General features: G+C 67.8%; 21 protein-coding genes. 11 read left to right on the forward strand and 10 right to left on the reverse strand.

Going from position 1 to position 18,515, the window contains the following annotated elements; translation table 11 throughout:
• Positions 1–56 precede the first annotated feature (56 nt).
• Positions 57–1,151: a sensor histidine kinase gene (locus J4E96_RS09260; RefSeq protein WP_227425453.1), complete on the forward strand. Its 1,095-nt coding sequence runs from the start codon at positions 57–59 to the stop codon at positions 1,149–1,151.
• Positions 1,148–1,750, forward strand: coding sequence for a response regulator transcription factor (locus J4E96_RS09265; protein WP_227425454.1), 603 nt, complete (start codon positions 1,148–1,150; stop codon positions 1,748–1,750). The genes J4E96_RS09260 and J4E96_RS09265 overlap by 4 nt, the downstream gene beginning before the upstream one ends.
• A 64-nt stretch (positions 1,751–1,814) precedes the next feature.
• Here J4E96_RS09265 and J4E96_RS20195 read toward each other — a convergent pair whose 3' ends face one another.
• From J4E96_RS20195 to J4E96_RS09285, 5 genes are all read right to left on the reverse strand, one after another.
• On the reverse strand, positions 1,815–1,946 hold the full coding sequence (locus J4E96_RS20195) for a hypothetical protein (RefSeq protein ID WP_264466196.1): 132 nt from the start codon (positions 1,944–1,946) through the stop codon (positions 1,815–1,817).
• A gap of 91 nt (positions 1,947–2,037) precedes the next feature.
• The gene (locus J4E96_RS09270) at positions 2,038–3,516 is read right to left on the reverse strand and encodes an MFS transporter (protein WP_227425455.1); all 1,479 of its coding nucleotides are present in this window, start codon (positions 3,514–3,516) and stop codon (positions 2,038–2,040) included.
• A gap of 441 nt (positions 3,517–3,957) precedes the next feature.
• Complete coding sequence (locus J4E96_RS09275) at positions 3,958–4,464, reverse strand: FBP domain-containing protein (protein WP_227425456.1); 507 nt, start codon at positions 4,462–4,464, stop codon at positions 3,958–3,960.
• Positions 4,461–5,063, reverse strand: a complete 603-nt coding sequence (locus tag J4E96_RS09280; protein WP_227425457.1) for a TetR/AcrR family transcriptional regulator — start codon at positions 5,061–5,063, stop codon at positions 4,461–4,463. The genes J4E96_RS09275 and J4E96_RS09280 overlap by 4 nt, the downstream gene beginning before the upstream one ends.
• A 55-nt stretch (positions 5,064–5,118) precedes the next feature.
• A complete protein-coding gene (locus tag J4E96_RS09285; RefSeq protein ID WP_227425458.1) occupies positions 5,119–5,349 on the reverse strand; it encodes a response regulator in 231 nt (76 codons plus the stop codon).
• A 41-nt stretch (positions 5,350–5,390) separates the two neighbouring features.
• On the opposite strand from J4E96_RS09285, the gene J4E96_RS20425 reads away from it, so the two are divergent.
• Positions 5,391–5,627, forward strand: a complete 237-nt coding sequence (locus J4E96_RS20425) for a DUF418 domain-containing protein (protein ID WP_227425459.1) — start codon at positions 5,391–5,393, stop codon at positions 5,625–5,627.
• A gap of 195 nt (positions 5,628–5,822) precedes the next feature.
• Here J4E96_RS20425 and J4E96_RS09295 read toward each other — a convergent pair whose 3' ends face one another.
• Entirely contained in the window at positions 5,823–7,013 is a 1,191-nt protein-coding gene (locus J4E96_RS09295) for an MFS transporter (RefSeq protein WP_227425460.1), read from the reverse strand.
• A gap of 112 nt (positions 7,014–7,125) precedes the next feature.
• Here J4E96_RS09295 and J4E96_RS09300 point away from each other — a divergent pair, with 112 nt between their 5' ends.
• Positions 7,126–8,010, forward strand: a complete 885-nt coding sequence (locus tag J4E96_RS09300) for a helix-turn-helix domain-containing protein (RefSeq protein WP_227425461.1) — start codon at positions 7,126–7,128, stop codon at positions 8,008–8,010.
• A gap of 104 nt (positions 8,011–8,114) precedes the next feature.
• Here J4E96_RS09300 and J4E96_RS09305 read toward each other — a convergent pair whose 3' ends face one another.
• The 4 genes from J4E96_RS09305 to J4E96_RS09320 all read right to left on the reverse strand — a co-directional run bounded on the left by J4E96_RS09305 (position 8,115) and on the right by J4E96_RS09320 (position 11,850).
• A complete protein-coding gene (locus tag J4E96_RS09305) occupies positions 8,115–8,375 on the reverse strand; it encodes a hypothetical protein (RefSeq protein ID WP_406620438.1) in 261 nt (86 codons plus the stop codon).
• 568 nt (positions 8,376–8,943) lie between these two features.
• Positions 8,944–9,966, reverse strand: a complete 1,023-nt coding sequence (locus J4E96_RS09310) for a sensor histidine kinase (protein WP_227425713.1) — start codon at positions 9,964–9,966, stop codon at positions 8,944–8,946.
• Between the two features lie 80 nt (positions 9,967–10,046).
• The gene (locus tag J4E96_RS09315) at positions 10,047–10,748 is read right to left on the reverse strand and encodes a response regulator transcription factor (RefSeq protein WP_227425462.1); all 702 of its coding nucleotides are present in this window, start codon (positions 10,746–10,748) and stop codon (positions 10,047–10,049) included.
• 22 nt (positions 10,749–10,770) lie between these two features.
• Positions 10,771–11,850: a VanZ family protein gene (locus J4E96_RS09320; RefSeq protein WP_227425463.1), complete on the reverse strand. Its 1,080-nt coding sequence runs from the start codon at positions 11,848–11,850 to the stop codon at positions 10,771–10,773.
• Positions 11,851–12,330: 480 nt separating this feature from the next.
• Between J4E96_RS09320 and J4E96_RS09325 the strand changes: the two genes are divergently transcribed.
• The 7 genes from J4E96_RS09325 to J4E96_RS09355 all read left to right on the forward strand — a co-directional run bounded on the left by J4E96_RS09325 (position 12,331) and on the right by J4E96_RS09355 (position 18,291).
• Complete coding sequence (locus J4E96_RS09325) at positions 12,331–12,624, forward strand: hypothetical protein (RefSeq protein WP_227425464.1); 294 nt, start codon at positions 12,331–12,333, stop codon at positions 12,622–12,624.
• A gap of 149 nt (positions 12,625–12,773) precedes the next feature.
• On the forward strand, positions 12,774–13,823 hold the full coding sequence (locus tag J4E96_RS09330) for a peptidoglycan-binding domain-containing protein (RefSeq protein ID WP_227425465.1): 1,050 nt from the start codon (positions 12,774–12,776) through the stop codon (positions 13,821–13,823).
• Positions 13,820–14,539, forward strand: coding sequence for an ABC transporter ATP-binding protein (locus J4E96_RS09335; protein WP_227425466.1), 720 nt, complete (start codon positions 13,820–13,822; stop codon positions 14,537–14,539). The genes J4E96_RS09330 and J4E96_RS09335 overlap by 4 nt, the downstream gene beginning before the upstream one ends.
• Positions 14,540–14,652: 113 nt before the next feature.
• Positions 14,653–15,762, forward strand: coding sequence for an ABC transporter permease (locus J4E96_RS09340; protein WP_227425467.1), 1,110 nt, complete (start codon positions 14,653–14,655; stop codon positions 15,760–15,762).
• A gap of 978 nt (positions 15,763–16,740) precedes the next feature.
• Positions 16,741–16,968 carry a hypothetical protein gene (locus J4E96_RS09345; protein ID WP_227425468.1) on the forward strand — a complete coding sequence of 76 codons (228 nt, stop codon included), beginning with the start codon at positions 16,741–16,743 and terminating at the stop codon, positions 16,966–16,968.
• Entirely contained in the window at positions 16,968–17,246 is a 279-nt protein-coding gene (locus J4E96_RS09350) for a hypothetical protein (RefSeq protein WP_227425714.1), read from the forward strand. Before J4E96_RS09345 ends, J4E96_RS09350 begins: the two co-directional genes overlap by 1 nt.
• A 358-nt stretch (positions 17,247–17,604) precedes the next feature.
• Positions 17,605–18,291 carry a hypothetical protein gene (locus J4E96_RS09355; RefSeq protein ID WP_227425469.1) on the forward strand — a complete coding sequence of 229 codons (687 nt, stop codon included), beginning with the start codon at positions 17,605–17,607 and terminating at the stop codon, positions 18,289–18,291.
• Positions 18,292–18,515 lie beyond the last annotated feature (224 nt).

Consider the following 18,515-nt stretch of genomic DNA (forward strand, 5'->3'; position numbering starts at 1 on the left):
GGTCGACCGCCGCAGCTCGGGTGTCGCGGCGGCGGTTTCGCACGCTGAACCTCACGATGATCCTGCCCCTGCTCGCTGTGGTCGGGGTGCTCCTGGTGGCAAGGCAGGCCCAGACCTGGCTCGAGGCCATCGTCCTGGGGCTGGGCCTCGTCGCGGCGCTGATTGCCTACGAGCGATGGACGGCGGGCGAGATCGCGCGCGTGGCGATCCCGTGCCTCGTCGTGGCCGCAGCGGTCTGGCCGTTCGGTGCGCTCGTGATGGACAGCCAGACGCAGGCGGCGTACTACTCGATCGCCATCGTGGGCGGCCTCACGATTCCCCAGCTGCCCCGCCACCGCGGCACAGCAGCGGTTGGGTTGGCCGCATACGTGGCCGCGGTCGGCGTGCTGGGACTGGTGACCGCCGCCCAGGCCGACGCGAGCGACCTCATCTCCGAGGTGATCGTCCCCACCGGGCTGACGGTGATCCTGATCGGCCTGATGTTCCCTAACAAGGGGTTCTACGACGTCGTGGCGGATCTGGAGGAAGAGCGGGACCGCGAGTCGGAACTGGCCCTCATCCGCCAACGGATGCGCTTCGCCAGCGACCTGCACGATATCCAGGGCCACACCCTGCACGTGGTGAAGCTGAAGATCGCGTTGGCTCGCAAGCTGATCCACAGCGACACCGAGCGCGTGGAGCAGGAGCTGCGCGAGGTCTACGACCTGGTCGGCGACACGATCGCGCAGACCAAAGAACTCGCGTACGGGCAACGCAAGCTCAACCTCTCCGTGGAGCTGGAGAACGCCAGGAATCTCCTCGAAGCGGCGGGTATCCACGTCCGCGTCGACCGTCCGGCCGAGGTCGGCGTTCGCGCCATCGACCTGCTCGGGCAGGTGCTAAGGGAGACGACGACCAACATCTTGCGGCACTCGCGAGCAACCCTGGTTCGCATCGCGCTCTCGGAGCACAGCATTACCATCGTCAACGACGGCGTCGTCGACGACGTGCTACCGGAGCTGCGGGGGCTTGCCGTCCTAGCACGCCGAGTGTCGGACGACGGCGGCGAGCTCACGGTTCGCCTCGAAGGCGGGCGATTCCTGACAGCGGCGTCCTTCCCCCCACCACCTCCCGGCAACCACCCGGTGACGACCACAGCGAGCGTCCGATGACCACCGTCGTGCTCGCCGACGACGAGGCCCTGCTCCGGAAGGCGCTTGCGTCGCTGCTGCCCCTAGAAGGGGACATCACGGTGCTGGCGGAGGCCGTCGACGGCGCGGAGGCAGTAGGGGCCACGCTGGCCCACCTGCCCGACGTGCTGGTCATCGACCTCGAGATGCCCGGCGTCGGCGGTCTCGAGGCCGTCGCAGAGATCCGACGGGTGCTGCCCGATCAGGTGATCCTCATGCTCACGCGCCACGCCAGACCAGGTGTTCTGCGCAGCGCCCTCAAGCTCGGGGTCCAGGGCTTCGCCAGCAAGTCCGCCGACCCGGCCCACATCGCCGCTGTCATCACGGCACTGCACGCAGGCCGGAGGTGGATCGACCAAGACGTCTCCGCCGCGGCGATCGCCGACGACTGCCCGTTGACAGACCGGGAGATCGAGTTGCTCCGGGTGACCGGGGACGGGTACTCGGTCGCCGAGATCGCGACCCGGATGCACCTCGCGCCAGGCACGGTCCGGAACTATCTGTCCAGCGCCATGCAGAAGACCCAGACCCGCACGCGGCACGACGCCGCTCGCTACGCGCGCGAGCACGACTGGTTGTAGGCCCAAGAAGTGGGACAGACGCGTCACTTCAGACGAGTCCCGCGTCACGCACGCGCATCGCGGTCTATGTGCGGTTGTCGACCGCAGTGGCGAACAGCCGAGTCACATCCGACTTCACGGTCTCGACTCTGATGATCAGCGTGGGGGCGATCTCGGGGCTGGAGAAGTCCACGTCCTCAGCCACGGCGTCGCCCATCAGACGCGTCGAGGGCCTCCAGATGGGTGGCGTCAGGACCGCGTCCTCGGGAGACCTCTACGCCTATCCGCCCTCGACGCGCCGACCGTGCCTACCTCCTCGATTGTGAAGAGTTCGCAAAGGCGGCGGTGCTCATGGCAGACGTGCCCATTGATGCGCGGCCGTCCTTCTGAATCCTGCGCTGGGGAATGAAGGAAGCGATGACAATGCAGAGTAGTGCTGCGGCGAGGCCGAGGGTAAGCGTGATCATGAACCCCGTCTCGCTCGGGCCTAGATTGTTACCAGTGTTTGTTGCGGACTGAGCGAGTACGGCTCCTACTACTGCCGCTGCAATGCTTGTTCCCAGCGACCGCATGAGCGCGTTGAGTCCGTTGGCGGCACCGGTTTCGCTTGGGGAAACAGCCTGCATGATCAGTGCCGGCATGGCGGCGTAGCCGAGTCCGATTCCTGCGCCCAGGAGGGTGTTGACGATGAGGATCTGCCAGAAGGCCGCGTGAAAGAGCAGAGCGCTTCCGTAGCTGATGGCGATGACGAAGGTTCCAACAATCAGAAGTGTTTTCGAGCCCCGTGCTCGCTGTATGCGACCGGCCACCGGAGCCATCGCCATCATCGCGAGTCCCGCAGGGGCGAGCACGAGGGCAGCGGCGACCAGGGAGAGTCCGAGTCCCACTCCGGTAGCGAGCGGGAGCTGCAGTAGTTGTGGAAAGACGATGCTTGAGGCAAATAGTGCGAACCCCATCGCGACAGAGGCGAGGTTGGTGAGCAAGACGGGCCTGCTGGCGCTCGCTCGCAGATCGACGAGAGGATCAGTGACGCGGAGTTCGAAGATGCCCCAGAGGATGAGGATCGCGATGCCTCCGACGAACAGAATGAGGGTTCGCGGGTCGCCCCAGCCCCATTGTCCGCCGCGGGACACGGCAATGAGGGCGCTGACCAGGCCGACAGTGAGACCCGCTATTCCGACAAAGTCGAGCCGTCCGGCTGCGCGGAGGGAGCCGGCGGGCACAACCTTGGCATAGAGAACCAGGCAGGCAAGGGTGAGGGCTGCGGCGATCCAGAACAGGGCATGCCAGTCGAGGTTTGCGGCAACTAGAGCGCTGATGGGTAGGCCGAGCGCTCCGCCGACTCCAAGGGTCGCGCTGATGAGGGCGATGGCTGACCCGAGGCGTTGCGGCGGGAGGACGTCGCGCAGGATGGCGATTCCTAGGGGGATGACACCGGCGGCTACGCCCTGAAGTACTCGCGCGATGATCATCGGGGCGAGGGTGTCGGACAGTGCGGCGAGGATGGCTCCACAGAGCTGTAGCACGAGAAGCACCATGGCTATGCGTTGTTTGCCGTACATATCTCCGAGCCGACCGGCGATGGGACTGCTGATCGCTGCGGCGACAAGGGTAGCGGTGATGACCCAAGCGGTGTCTTGGCCGGAGGCGTGTAGCAGCTGAGGCAGCTGGGGCTGGATGGGGATGAGGATCGTCTGCATGAACGAGGCGCTCACCCCCGATAGGGCAAGGACGGCAACAAGCAGTTTGGGGTAAGCGGGTCGAATCGGCACTGTTCGGTCTGTCATGGTCGCGGGCTTCCTCGATGAGTTCGTGTGGGCACAATGGAGACACCGATGCGCCTGCGGTCGGGTCGAGGTCGCCCACGGTCGGGACCTGGTGGGCACCTCGTCGCGGCTGGGCACCCTCGGGAGCGGGGCGAATCGATCTATCGTGCGGGAGATCGGGCGCTGAGACGCTCCGACGAGTTCCGGTGATGAGTAATCGCACCGCAGATCGCACAAGGTCACGACTATCGACCTGAACAATCTGAGCGTCGGCTTCCGTCCGCGCCGGATGGGGGCAGGAAATTGCTTGGACACCGGTAGTCACACGGTGGAGATCTCGTCCGAACTGAAACGTTTCGAATGACGCCTACGTGGCGGTCAGTTTCTTGTGCTGGCGGGGTTACTCAACGCCATGGGAACGGGCCGCTACGTGGCTAGACACGCCGAGCATCGGTGTCCGCATTATTGTTCCGAACCGCTCTTGTTGTAACGAATCCCCGCGACGAATACCCTCGAACGTAGTTGGAGCGAGTGGATTCGCTTAGTTCGAGCCGCTTCCAGATCGAAGCCGGTGTAGGCCAGAGGAGGGAGCTTTCGCACATTGGCGGAGCACTCGAAGTTGGCACAGACCAGGGTTGCCACCGTATTGCCAGCCCGTCCGGCGCCCCCCGTTCGCTTCGCGGCGAAGTAGTGAACGTCGTTGGGGAGGGTGACGTCCTCGCACCAGGAGCATTGCGCGCGAGTGCGGGTACGCCCCTCAGCCTGCCGCAGCATGATCCCGGTCGGGCCATCGTCGAGGTGGGTGACGACGTAACCAACGTTGGCGAGTTTGGGATCTTTCCACCCCAGGTAGTCGAGGTCTGTCCAGACAAGGGTTTCAAATTCAGGGGGCAGCTTGACAGCCTTCCGTTCCCGAAGGGAGATATTGATGAAGGATGCGCGCACTTCTGTTTCGGTGAGCTGTTTCACAATGGGTCCTTTCTGGGTAGCGAGGGGATGCCGGCCGGAGGCCAGTGACTGAGCGTGAAGTGCAGCACATTCAGAGCGCGTTCCCACGACGCACTGGAGGAGCGCGTGCCGCGGCTAAAGCCTCCGCCCCGTTCCAGCAGTACATAGCCGTGGAAGGTGGCATGGAGTAACCGCACGGCATCCGTCTCGTCGGGTTCGCTGAGTGCGTAGCCGCGCAGGATGGCTCGTGTCATAGCCGCGTGGCGGCCGGCGGCACTTTGCTCGGCAACAGCGGGCTCCAAAGTCATCTGTGTCGACGCGTACCGCCCAGGATGATCCAGCGCGTACGAGCGGTACGCGTTGGCGAAGGCGACCAGGGCGTCGCGTCCGGCTCGCCCCGCGAGCGCTGCGCCTACCTGATCCGCTAGCTCGGCCAGCGAGAGCACCGCTACCGCGGAACGTAGTTCTTGGAGGCTCCGCACGTGGGTATACAGGCTCGCGTCTTTGACCCCAAAGTGCCGAGCGACCGCGGACATCGACACATTTTCAAACCCGTCCGTGTCTGCCAGTTCGGCAGCAGCGGCAATGACGCGTGCCGGAGTAAGTCCTACGCGTGCCATGGCTTCACCTTCCTTTGCTTCCTAGGGATACCCTAGAAGAACCTAGGGGTCCTAGTCAAGTCGTCAGGGGGATCGGCTCCCTGGCGATGACGTGGTGGACGGCCTCGATCATCTTCGGTGGCGGTGAGTCCTCGAGCGCGAAGCCACTCGCGCCGACCCGCAGTGCGGCGAGGACCTGGTCGACGGTGCCGAAGACCCAAGGCACGATGACCTTGGGCGGGTAGGCCAACGCGAGAAGGCCCTCCGTCGCCGGATGGCCGTCGCCCCGGGGCACGCGGATGTCCACCAGCACGACGTCGGGTCGCTCGCGGGCACGACCTCCTGTGCGTGCTCACCGTCCTCGGCTTTGACGACGACGCTGGATGTTCGTCGGGCCGCGGCCGAGGGTCATCGACAGAACGGCTCGCAGGGAACCTCCGGGACCTCGGTAGGAGCGAGTCCGGGGCCGCGGTGTTCCTGGTGCCCTTCGCCATCCTTGTGGCGCAGGGGGTGTTCTCCACGCTGTGGCTGACCCGCTTCCGACGCGGGCCCCTGGAGTGGCTTTGGCGGTGGGCGACGTGGTAACAGCGTCCGTCACTGCGCCGCGGTGCGGTAACCGAGGTCGCCCCGGTCCAGTTCACCAGCGAACGGCCTGCGTTGGCGTGACTCGCCGGGTGCCAGGTCTGCGCCGAGGAGCAGGCAGTTGTCGCCCTTGCGGGGTGCTCGCGATGTGATGGGCGGCCTCTGGACAAGGGAGTTCGCACCGGCGCCGGTGTCGCGTCAACGCGCCGACACCGGGGACATCACCATCGGCACGTGTGTCGCGGCCCGCTTGTGCAGTGTGTCGCTCCTGAGGAAGACGAGCAGCCCCACCACCGTGAGTCCGGCTCCCACGAGGGGGAGGGTGTGGTAGTCGCCGCCCTGACGGAGGATCTCACCACCCACGGCGGAGCCCAAGCTGACGCCCGCCAAGAACGACGCTGACGCCAGGGCGGAGATGAACGGAGAGGTTACCTGGGCGACCTCGACGGCGAACGACTGCAACGGCGGAACCATGCCGAACCCCGCAGCACCGAGGAGGGGGAGGAGGACGATCACGGCGAGGAGGTGGGTGTCGAGGAAGGAGAACGCCACGAGAGTCGTGACCAGGAGGATCATCACCACAGCCGTGGTGTTACGGATAGACCGGTCGGCGAAGCTCCCTGCGTAGTGGGTGCCGACGACTAGGCCCACACCGAACAGCAGCAACAACCACACGACACTCCCAGCTGAAGCGCCAGCGCGTTCACGCAGGATCGGCTCGATATAGGTGAACATCGTGAACAAGCCGGCATACGCGAGAGCCATCGCCCCGTACGTCATCCACAACCGCCCGGTTCGTAGCGCCGTACCGACGCTGCCAGCTGCCGCGGAACAGGCCCCCGTTCGAGGTAGAGCTGCCGTCAGGCCGATGAGTGAGACGACCGCGAGGCCAACGACGAACCAAAAGACACTTCGCCATCCCCACGCGTTACCAGCGAGGTTGCCGATGACCACGCCCAGCACGTTCGCGATCGTCAGACCCGAAAAGACCAACGCGATCGCGCGACCGCGCGCTGCCACCGAGACGAGGTCACTGGCGATGGTGATCGCGATCCCCATGAAGGCGCCGAGCGCGGCGCCCGCGACGGCGCGGCCGATGACAGCCACGACGAGACTGGGCGAGAGCGCAGTGAGGATGTTCGCCACCAGGAACACCCCCACGAGGATGATGGCCAGGTGCTTGTGGGGGACGCGAGTCGCCGCGGCTGCGATGAGAGGCCCACCGATGGCCCCTCCTATCGCGAAACCGGTGGTGATCAGGCCGGCGTCAGCAACCGACACCGCGAAGCCGTCAGCGACCGACGACAACTGACCGTTCGGGGCGAATTCAGCGGTTCCGAACGCGAATGACGTCAGTGCCAAGGCATAGATCGGGGGTGGGAATCTCATGTCGCCATCGTCCGAGGTGCTGCAACCCGGTACCAGATCCCGCACTGTCCTACCCCTGCGAGGGAATGGCAGGAGGTCGGTTGCCCGACGACGCTCGACGTAGCCTTCAAATATGGACTGTCCAGGACCGCTCGCCGAATTCCTTCGCGCCAAGCGCGGTGACCTCTCGCCGGCCCGGACCCAGCTTGCCGGTTACGGCGACCGTCGACGCGTCCGTGGACTTCGGCGCGAGGAGGTTGCTCAGCTGGCCGGGGTCAGCATCGGCTATTACACCCGACTTGAACAGGGCCACAGCCGACACGCTTCGGACCAGGTGCTCCTCGCGATCGCCACGGCCCTGCAACTCAGCGTGACCGAGACCGAGCACGTTCTCGACCTGTCAAAGGCGCGGGTGCCCCTGAAGGGCCGCGCGGCGCCACCCCTGGAGATCGCGAGTGCCCCAGCCCTGTCGATGCTCGCCTTCATCACCGATCGCCCTGCCGTTCTGCTCGGACGACGCAACGACGTTCTTGCCTGGAACCCGCTCGGGCACGCTCTTATCGCCCCCCACCTGCGCTTCTCCGCGCCCACGATCGCAAGCGAGCGGCCATCTATGGCGCGTCTGCTCTTCCTCGACCCTCGATCGCGTGCGCTGTACCCCAACTGGACCAAGGAAGCCGGTGATCTGGTCGCCTACCACCGGATGATCAGCGGCAAGCACCCGGGCGACACCGCCTTGGCCGCTCTCGTCGGTGAGCTTGTGATGAAGGATCCGGCGTTCGCGGCGCTCTGGGCCGAGGGCCGCGTTGGTGAGTGCATCTCCGGGACAAAGAACTTCCAGCACCCGGTGGCGGGAGCCTTCAGCGCCAGATTCGATCTCTGGGCCCAAGCCTGCCATCCCGAGCACCGGATCGAAATCTACGATCCCGAGGACCCGGACCGCGTCATTCCGGCACTTCGAAACGTGCCCGCCTCCGGACTCTTGGGACGCGACCTGGCGGTCAGCCATTACGTCTGAGGAAACGACGAACGATTGCACCTCGCCGCAGAGGCGTTCATCGGCCCCGGCGGGACAGTCACGTGCGCTGCCGCTGAGTGCTGCGTGACTTCGGAGCCGACGACTCAAGCGCACATGACCGCGACCGCGTAGTAGGCCAGGTAGGTGTCGAAGGCGGACCGGACCTGCTGGTAGCACTGCTGGGCGACGAAGACCTTGTCGCCTATGTCACCGCGTTCCAGGCTGTCGACAAGTCGGGCCCAGGGCCGCTCGGTCAGCTCACCCGCGACGCGATGCAAGATGTTGCGGACTCGGTAGAGCGGGTCGTCGGCGCGGCCGCGGTGCCCGAGGGTTTCTTGCTCGACGCGGCGGCGGACCTCGTCCATCGCTTGGGCGGCGAGATTGACGACGTGGGACGGATTAGGAACGGTGTCGCCTCGGACAGCTCGTCGCGAGGGTCAGGTTCTGATCGGTGACCCTGTCGTGATCGTGCGATTGGTGAGTACGTCGACCCGCACGCCGCCACGGTGGATATGCGGACGAAGCAGACCCGGCCCGGCAAGCCGCTCGAGGTGCGAGCAAGGCTCGGCGAGCCGACGCCGACGGCAGCGGACGTGAACTCAAGCCCAACGAGCGCGTTGACGTCGATGCAGCGGGTAAGGATGTTGCGCCGAGTGCTGGCGAAGTCCAGGTGCGGGTCTCGGGCGGTGAGTTCCTCGATGACCTCGGCGGCGATCAGCGGTCGGTACATGATCGCGTAGGGCTTGTGCCGGCGGTATCTGTCCCACCACCCGAGCGGGTGTGTCGCAGTCCGTTCCGGTGACACCGCGAGTAGGACGAGCTTGACGGGCCTGATCACCTAGGTGTGGCTGCGGATCGATCAGACCTCCGAGGTCGCCTATCTGTCCCGAAAGCCACCAGGCGGTGGACTCCTCGAGGTGCCCGGCCGGCTGCCTACCTGGCGGTCATACCCCCCGGTGCGGTGAAGGTCACCCGGACGTGCAGACCACCCTCGGGCAGCGCGGAGAGCGTCAGATCGGCGCCGTGTACGTGTGCCACGCGGGCCACGATGGCCAGGCCCAGCCCGCTGCCGAGCGGGGCGGAGTCAGCGCCCGGAGATCCGCTGGCCGCTTGACGTCCCGCGCCGCGTACGAAGGGCTCGGTGAGCGTGGTCAGCAGTTGGGGCGGAACCACCGGGCCGGTGTTGACCACCTGCAGCTCGGACCGGCCGTCGGTCGTCGTCCCGGTCGTGACCTCGACGCGTCCGCTCGGGCCGGTGTTGTGCCGGACGCCGTTGAGGACCAAGTTGGTCACCAGCTGCCGGATCAACGGCGCGGCGCCGTCGAGGTCGCCCTCACCAAAACTGGTGATGAGGGTAATCCCGGCGTGGTCGGCCAGTTCGGTCAGTTCGAGGACGACGTTTGCGGTGAGCTCGGCTAGGTCGATCGGGACGAGGGGAGGGGTGCGGCCCTGGTCGAGGGCGGCCAGAGCGAGCAGAGCCTCCACCATTTCGGTGCCGCGGTGGTTGGTCTGGTCGAGCCGGCGCAGCAGTTTTGGGACGTCCACGCCAGCTGGGTCTGCCAGCGCTACGTCGAGCATCGCTCGCTCGACGGCGTAGGGGGTGCGCAGCTCGTGGGAGGCGTTGGCGGCGAACCGGCGCTGCTCGTTGAGGCTGGACTGGATCCGGTCGAGCATGGCGTCGAAGGTGCGGGCGAGCTCGCCGAACTCGTCCCGGCGCCCTGGCAGGCGCACCCGGTCTTCTAGCGAGCCGGCAGCGACCTTTTGGGCCACAGAGTGGATCGCGTGCAGCGGGCGGAGCATACGGCCGGCCAGGAACCAGCCACCGATCAGCCCGATCGCGGCCAGCAGAGCGAGCACCATCACCAGCTTCGGCACCAGCGCGGTCAACAGGTCGCCGCGGTTCGGGATGGCGCCGAGGGGGTCGCTGAGGTTGCGATCGGGGACGAAGTGCAGCACGTAGGCCAACAGTGCGACCGTGCCGAGGCCAGCGACGGCGAGGTACGCCGCGTAGCTCAGGGTCAGCCGGAGGCGGGCGCTCACCGGAGGTCGGGACCGCTCGCGCCGTCGCAGTCAGCCGCCGGTGCGCCCACCTGGTAGCCGGCGCCAGGAACGGTGTGGATCAGCCACGGGTCGCCCAGGCGCTTGCGCAGCGACGAGATGGTGATCCGGACCGCGTTGGTGAACGGGTCGGCGTTCTCGTCCCACGCTCGCTCAAGCAGCGTTTCCGCGCTGACGACCCCGCCGCGAGCGGCCATCAGCACCTCCAGCACCGCGAACTGCTTGCGGGTCAGCCCCACGTACCGGCTGTCGCGGTACACCTCGCGGCGGAAGGGGTCCAGGGTGAGGCTGGCGAACTCCATAACTGGTGGTGCGCCCTCGAGCGGACGGCGGGCCAGGGCGCGCAGCCGGACCACCAGTTCCCGCATCGCGAAGGGCTTGGTGAGGTAGTCGTCGGCTCCGAGCTCGAACCCGGCGATCTTCTCCTCCAGACGGTCGGCCGCGGTCAGCATGAGGATCCGGCACGGCCAGTTCGCGGCGATCATCCACCGGGCCACCTCGTCCCCGGAGGTGCCGGGCAGGTCGCGGTCGAGCAGGACGACGTCGTAGGTGTTGACGGTCAGGTTCTCCAGCGCGCTGTCGCCGTCGTGAACCACGTCGGATGCGATTGCCTCCAGCCGGAGGCCGTCCCGGATGGCGTCAGCCAGGTACGGCTCGTCCTCGGCTATCAGCACTCGCATGGGACGAGTCTAAGGAGGACTGTCATCGGGCGGCGGGGGCGTCGACCGGTGCGGGGCATTCTCCACCACGCTCGACGGCCAGTTCGAAGTGCCACATCTCGTTGGCGTACGTCTGGCAGAGCCCGTAGTCCGACCCGTGCTGAGCGAGCCAGTACATCGCTTCGGTGGGACCGACGTCGACCGCGTCGCCCGTGACGTGGGACGACTCATCGGGTGGGAGCACCCATGCCCGCGCCGCTTCGGGGCTGCCGTACTTGGCCACGGCGTCGTCGAAGAGCGATTTTTGGTAGCTGGCGCTGCGCCATCCCGTGGTCACATGGAAACCCACCTCGTCGGCCTTCGCGTCGCGAAAGGCGTCCTGGACGGCCGTGCGCAGGCTGTCGTCCAAGCGGGTCAGGGCGGGCGCGTCGTCGAACGGAGACAGCACGTCTCCGTCGGGGAGCCAACCGTCCTGGGCGGTCAGCGCTGCTCCGTCCAGCGCGGCGCCGGCCGGGACCTCAGCCGCGACAGGCGCCTCGGTCGAACCGACCGAGGAGGCGACCGAGCCGGCCGTCGAGCATCCGGTCACACCGGCGAGCACGAGCGGGGCCGAGACCAGCGCGGTGAGGGCACCCCGGCGCGAGCGGGGGACGGCGTTCCGCCGGGGGGTGGGCCGCTGGGACGAGGCCAAGAGCACGGTGGTCAGTGCCACGCCTAGCGCAGTTCCAACGGTGTTGGCAGCGACGTCGACCAGGTCGGGCACCCGGCCGGGCAGCGCGGCCTGCGTCAGCTCGACCAGCACCGACGTGCCGGCACCCAGGGCCAGGGGGAGCACCGTGGTGCGACGCCTGAGGGCGCGTGCCGCCAGGGCCCCCAGCGGGACGAAGAGCAGCACGTTCGCCACGGACTCCACCTGAGCTCGGGGCATGGTGCCCGGCGACAGCCCGGCCAGCCCCTCGACCATTGCTGCCACCGCCCTGCGGGCGTCGGCTACTGCCCCGGGCGGACCCAGCGTGATGCAGCCGACCGCGACCAGCACGACGAGCGCGGCCAGCACAAGCAGGAGACGTTCCATGGAGTTCGGCTCGCCAGGGACGGTGGGTTGTCGGTGGGTGGTTGTCATGGTGGAGCTCCTCCCCGCCCGGCGAATCCGGTGCGGCATCGAAAACTGGTGACCGACGACCAGTGAAGTCGGCCGGTGGTCGCGCTGGCGTCTGCGCTTCCGCATATGCCCACGACATCCTCTGAGCGCCCGTCTCGTGGACATATGCGTTTTTGCGAACGCCTGGGCAACCGGCGGACGTGTTGGGTCGGTCCTGTCGATCCCGCGGCGTGACTGCCGCTAACCCAGGAGGACCTCGTGTTCGCTTTACCCACTGCCCCGACCCGCCGATGGGCGACGGCACGACCCCGCGCCGCAGCCCTCCTCGCAGTGCCAGTCCTAGCGCTAGCGCTGGCCGCCTGCGGCACGGATACCGCCCCGACCAGCAGCCCGGCCACCACGTCGTCCACGAGTAGCAGCGGTAGCGGCGTTAGCAGCGGTCAAGGCACCGATAACGCCAACCCTGAGCGGGACGCCTACGACCTCAAGCTGGCCCAGTGCATGCGCGACGGCGGCCTGGACGTGAAGGACCCCGCCCGGGGCAAGGGGATCACGGAGGCCGGTCCCGAGTACGAGTCCGCGGCAGCGGACTGCCGGGGTGTGATCGGCGATCCGCCGATCTATAACTGGACGCCGGAGGAGAGCGCGCGGGTGCACGAGGAGTACCGGGCCATGGCTGCGTGCTACCGCGCGCTTGGCTACGACGTCCCGGACCCTGGCCCGGAGGAGGCCATTAGCGTGCCGGAGGGCTTGACGGAGGACGAGTTCCTCAGCTGCGAGCCGGCGGCGAATTGATGTCCCGAGCAGGCGCGCGCCGCTCGGGCACCCCCGGGACCACTCCGACCGGAGACGGCGAGTCGACCCTGACGACCACGCCAAGGGGCGACGGGGCACAGGAATGGGTCGAACCCGCCGGTCCGAACCGGCGGCGGAAGGTGTGGTGGGTGGTGGCGGCCCTCGGGCTGCTGGCCGCGGTGGTCGCGGGGAGCGCCGTCTGGGTTGCGCGCGCCACGCCGCAGGCCGACGGCGCGCCGTCGACCTCCCTGGCGACCGTCCCGGTGACGGTCGGGACGATGGTCGCCGAGACCGCCGTGCGCGGGACCCTGCGCTTTCCGGGTGGGGTGCCCGTGACTGCGGGTCCCGCCGGAGTGGTCACGATGCTCCCGCCCGTCGGGACGACGATCAACCCCGGGGACGTGCTGTACACCGTCAACACCCGCCCGGTCGTGCTGCTCTCCGGTGCGCTTCCGGCCTGGCGGGACTTCGCCGTCGGCATGAGCGACGGCGACGACGTCCGGCAACTGGAGCAGGCCCTGGTGACGTTCGGGTACTTCCGGGACACACCCGATGCCCGCTTCACCGACCGCACGGCCGCCGCCGTGAAGCGGTGGCAGAAGGCCCTCGGCGTGGACCAGGCCGGCACGGTCGCGCGGTCGGAGGTGCTGTTCGCCGACTCCCCGGTGCGTGTGGCCGCACTGACCAGCCGGCTCGGCGCCGACGTGGCCGGCGGCAGCGAGCTGTACAACACGTCGGGCACCGACAAGGTCGTCGACATCGACCTCACGCTGGGCGACCAGGAGCTGGCCGTCGTCGGGGCTGCGGTCACGGTCGTCCTGCCCGACGGCACGGATCTGCCCGCCACCGTGACCGGCGTGGGCGCGGCCGTGGAGCGGGCCGGGGCCGACGGGTCCACCCCGGAGGCCGTGGTACCGGTCACCGTGAGCCTGGCCGACCAGGCTGGTGCGGCGGCCTTCTCCCAGGCCGACGTCTCCGTCCGGTTCGCCAGCACCCTCGCCGACGGCGTACTGACGGTGCCGGTCGAGGCGCTCGTCCCCCTCGATGGGTCCACCTTCGGCGTCGAGGTCCCCGGAGAGCGCGCCGGGGACCCGACGACGGTACTTCCGGTGACTGCAGGCTCCTTCGCCTCCGGTCGGGTCCAGATCTCCGGCGAAGGTATCCGTGCGGGTCTCGACGTCGTGGTGCCGACCCGATGAGCGCCGTTCTGCACCTGGACAAGGTCACCAAGAGCTACGGGTCACCCCCGGTGCGGGCACTAGCCGGGGTCACTATGACGGTTGAGCCCGGCGAGTTCGTCGCCGTCGTCGGACCGAGCGGCTCGGGCAAGTCCACCCTGCTCAACATCATGGGCACGCTGGACAAGCCCACCTCCGGTCGGGCGTACGTCGACGGTGTTGAGGTGAACGGGCTGTCCGACGCGGGCCTCTCGGCGTTGCGGGCCCACCGGATCGGGTTTGTGTTCCAGCAGTTCCACCTCACCGACGGGGTGATCGTGGTCGACTCCGTCGCCGACGGGCTGCTCTACACCGGGGTTCAGCGCCGCGAACGCCGGGACCAGGCCCGCGCCGCGCTGAGGAGCGTCGGGCTCGGGCACCGGCTGGATCACCGACCCCACCAGCTGTCCGGGGGTGAGCGGCAGCGCGTCGCCATCGCCCGCGCCCTCGTCGGGCGACCACGGCTGCTCCTCGCCGACGAACCGACCGGCAACCTGGACTCCCGTTCCGGGGCCAGCATTGTGGGGCTGCTTCATGAGCTGAACGCGGCTGGGACCACCATCATCGTCATCACCCACGACCACGAGCTCGCAGCCCGGGTACCCCGACAGGTGACCCTCGCCGACGGCCGGATCGTGGGCGACTCGGCCGCGCAGCTCCTCACCGGCATCGACAGCAGTGAGCGGGCAGCGCTGTGACCGCCACTACGGCCCGCCCCGTCGAGGGGTCAGATCCCGGTCCCTCCCGGTTGCGCGCAGGCGACTTGCTGCACCTGGGCTCGGCCGGGCTACGGGCCCGACCGGCACGTGCGGTGCTCTCCGCCCTCGGCATCGCCATCGGCATCGCCGCGATGGTCGCCGTAGTCGGCCTCTCGGCGTCCAGTCAGGAACAACTGAACCGGCAGCTGGCGACTTTGGGCACCAACCTCCTCACCGCAGGGGTCTCCGACTCCGGTGGTGGGCTCGGGCCGCCGCCGCCGCTGCCTGCCGACGCGGCAGCTCGGGTCGAGCGGATCGCCGGGGTCATCATGGCGACGACGACGACGGACCTGCACGACGTCGCGGTGTACCGCAGCAGAGCGGTGGACGCCGGCCTGACCGGCGGACTGACGGTCACCGCCACCGAGCTGGACCTACTCGACGTCGTGGAAGGCCACGTCCGCGCCGGCAGCTGGCTGGATGAGGCCACCGCACAGTTCCCGACGACGGTCCTGGGCGCAATCGCCGCTCAACGGCTCGGGGTCACCGAAGTCGGACGCCAGGTGTGGCTGGGCGGACGCAACACGACCGTGGTCGGGATCCTCGACCCGGTGCAACTGGCACCCGAACTCGACATCGCCGCGCTCGTCGGGATGCCAGTCGCGACGTCGAAGTTCGGCAATTCCGGCAACCCGACGCGACTGTACGAGCGGTCCACGGATGCAACCGTCTCCGCGGTCGCCGGGCTCATCGCGCCTGCCATCCAACCCGAGCGGCCCAGCGCCGTCGCGGTGTCCCGACCCTCGGACGCCCTAGCGGCCCGAGACGCCGCCGACGAGACCTTCACCGGCCTGCTGCTCGGACTGGGATCGATCGGGCTGCTCGTCGGCGGGATCGGGGTGGCCAACACGATGATCATCTCGGTCATCGAACGGCGGCGAGAGATCGGTCTGCGCCGTGCGCTAGGCGCCACCCGGCACCACATCGCCGCCCAATTCCTCAGCGAAGCCCTGCTGTTGTCGGCACTGGGCGGGATCACGGGAGCCGGGATCGGGGCCGCTGTCACCGCGCTGGGGGCGCTGGCCAACGGGTGGATCCCGGTCGTGCCACCTGGCGTCCTCGTCATCGGGGTCGCCGCGACCTTGGCCATCGGCGCCGTCGCTGGGATCTACCCCGCGCTCCGGGCTGCCCGCACACCACCGACGGTGGCACTCGCCGCCTGACACGGTCCCCCGACGGAATGGTGGGCTGAGGCACCGACGTGAACGCGTCGGTGCCTCAGCCTGCGGTCATCCGGACGAAGGGTCGATCCGCCCGATGTCGGTCGAGTCGGTCCAGCCGCGATCCGAGAGAGGTGCCGTTCGGCTCGCCGGAGCAGGACGAGCTCTCCGATCTAAGGTTGCTCCCCACTCGCCGCTTATCGCCACCTATGTGACGGTCCTGCAGGTGGAGTCTGAGAGCGCGGACGGTCGAGAGATCCTGCCTTGGCGCTGGCAGCCCGCCGCGTCGCGATCGAGCGCTGCAGGGCATCACCGCTCGGTCGGACGGGGAAGCGCGATTCAAAGTAGTGAGTACACGGCGACGATGCCAGTTCGTGCCGCCGGATCTGAGCCGAGCTTCCCTAGCGTTGTAGCAGGTCAACAGCGCGATTCGGTGGGTGCACGCACATCTGAACTCAACTCGGCTTCCGAAACGGATCAAATCCTGACCGGATCCGCGGAACGTTCCCGCAGATCACAGCCACTTCCAAGTGCCCCGAGTGGGATTCGAACCCACACTGGATCGCTTTCGCGGCGGAGTTTTGGATGGTTGCGCCTGTCGGTGGAAAGCGGCACTGAACTGCACTAACGCAGGATCTGGGGGACCGGTCGGCATGGTCGCATACGGCGTTCTCGGGTTGAAAACGATGGGTAAACGATGGGTCCGCGAGCACCATTCGTGGTGCACATCTTGGCGTGCGATCGCGGGGTTCGAGCGCATCCGGCGATCTAGCCTTCGACCCCCGGACGATACCGGCTCGCGCGCGCTCCGCACAGGCGTCAGGTACCTGACGGCCGCGCGGATTCTGGGGGCGGCGGGGCGGTCGGCGGCGGGCTGATCGCGCTCTTGGCCGTGGTCCACGTACCGGGGGAGTGCCGCGACGCGCACGCCGCGACCGAGAACTCTTGAGTCTAACGGCGACGCAAGATAACTTGTTGCCTGTGGGCGACGACCCGATCATCGCGGAGAGCGCGCGCAAGCATGGCGTCAGCGACGAGGACATCCTGCATGCGTACGCGCACCCGATTCGGGTGTTCGACCTCGACGAAGGATTCACGATGGTGATCGGCGCCAACCGCACGGCGATCATCTTCGAGATCGTCGTGGACGGTGTCACGGCGTCGGTGATCGTCCATGCGATGAGAGCCCGCGAGAAGTTTCTGAGGTGATGAAGATGCCGCGCACAGTGCAGGAGATCCTCGAGCACGCCGACGAGCTCGCCCGGCGGTTCGAGAACTACGAGCCGTCGGCAGGGAATGAACGAGACCCCGGGGCGTTCGCCGAGCTACGCCAGGCGGTGCAGTCTCGCTCGGACGCGGAACGCTCGATCAGCGATGCCGTAACCCGCGCACGCTCGAGCGGATACTCCTGGGCGTTCATCGGTTCGCTGCTTGGGACCTCTGGAGAGGCCGCTCGCCAGCGCTACCGGCACACCCAAGATGCGTAGCCAGCCGTAGTGCGGGCGGTGCGAGGTTGGCGCCGCCGTTCCCACGTCAACGGAGAGGAACAGCGCGTAAGTGGCGTTAACGCGCGCATTTGTCGGCCATGCCAACGGCGGGGGGCCTCACGGGGCGCGCGCCCCTAGGTACCCCCAAGTGCCTCCGTAGGCTCGTTGGCTGTCCTGCGGCCTCCGCGCGGTCCCGGTGCGTCGCCGTACGGGTAGGCCGACCTGGGACGTCCAAGGCGCTGCCGGGTCTGGCGCACTCGGGCCCTGGATATCTACGCCGCTGAGTGTGCACGCGGACGGTCGCGCACCTGGGAGAGTTCCGGTAGGAGCCTGAGAGACACGAGAGTGAGTCAAACCCTTGGACCAGTTGCTGACTATCCTTGTCGCCGTCACCGCCGTGATCGCATCCGTGTTCGGTGTCCTGATCGGCCTCGACCAGCTAACACAGCGCGCCCGGATGCGACGGATCGCGGAATGGTCGCGCGAACTCGCCGACGACGAGGCTGACGCCGGCCGCCTCGACGCGCTGGCACAGGTCCACGCTTGGGCAGCGAGCCAGATGGTCGCGAGTGTGATGGTGCCCGCACGCTTTTATCTGGAGGCAGCTGTCTGGGCCGTTGCCGCTCCGTTCGTGATCGTCGCTTCTTATGGGGATCTGTCGACCTGGGTGCTCGGGCTCCTTGCGGTCGGCGCGATCTGGTCACCCATGCGGCGAGCCATTCGGGCGTATCTAGAGCGGTATCGAATCGCGTCCGAGTACTTTCGCGGCGGCAAGATGACATCGCCGAACTTGTCCATGCTGCACCTGATGGAGGGCGGCACTAGGGCAGAGTTTCTCTGGGCTGTTCTCATTGCGCTGGGTCTGGTCGGGCTGAGCGTAAGCGCGGGCGCACTCGTCGCGAAGGATGAAAACTCCTGGCCTCTGTACGTAGCCCTCGGCTCCGTTGGTGCGGCGTGGCTTGCGGTCGATGCGGTTCGGGCACGGACGCCCAGGCTGCTGTACGTCTCGCGTGCCACGCCTACGACCTCGCCCGAGAACCCGTAGGCGTCAGCTCGTCCGGACGCGGTCGCCGGCACCCACGCCAAAAACCAGTGACGCTCCGGTTCGACCGGTCTGCCAGACGCACAACCACGCCGCCGCCGCCGGTGGCGCGGGTGCACTGAACACGACCGCAACCGGGACAGCGTAGTGACATCCCCGCCGTGGGTAACGGCGGCCGCCGTGCGGAAGCGGCGCGGGTAGTCCATACGCCACACCGCTCGGGCAGG

The organism is Pengzhenrongella sicca (genome assembly GCF_017569225.1).
In the GTDB taxonomy this organism is placed as follows: domain Bacteria; phylum Actinomycetota; class Actinomycetes; order Actinomycetales; family Cellulomonadaceae; genus Pengzhenrongella; species Pengzhenrongella sicca.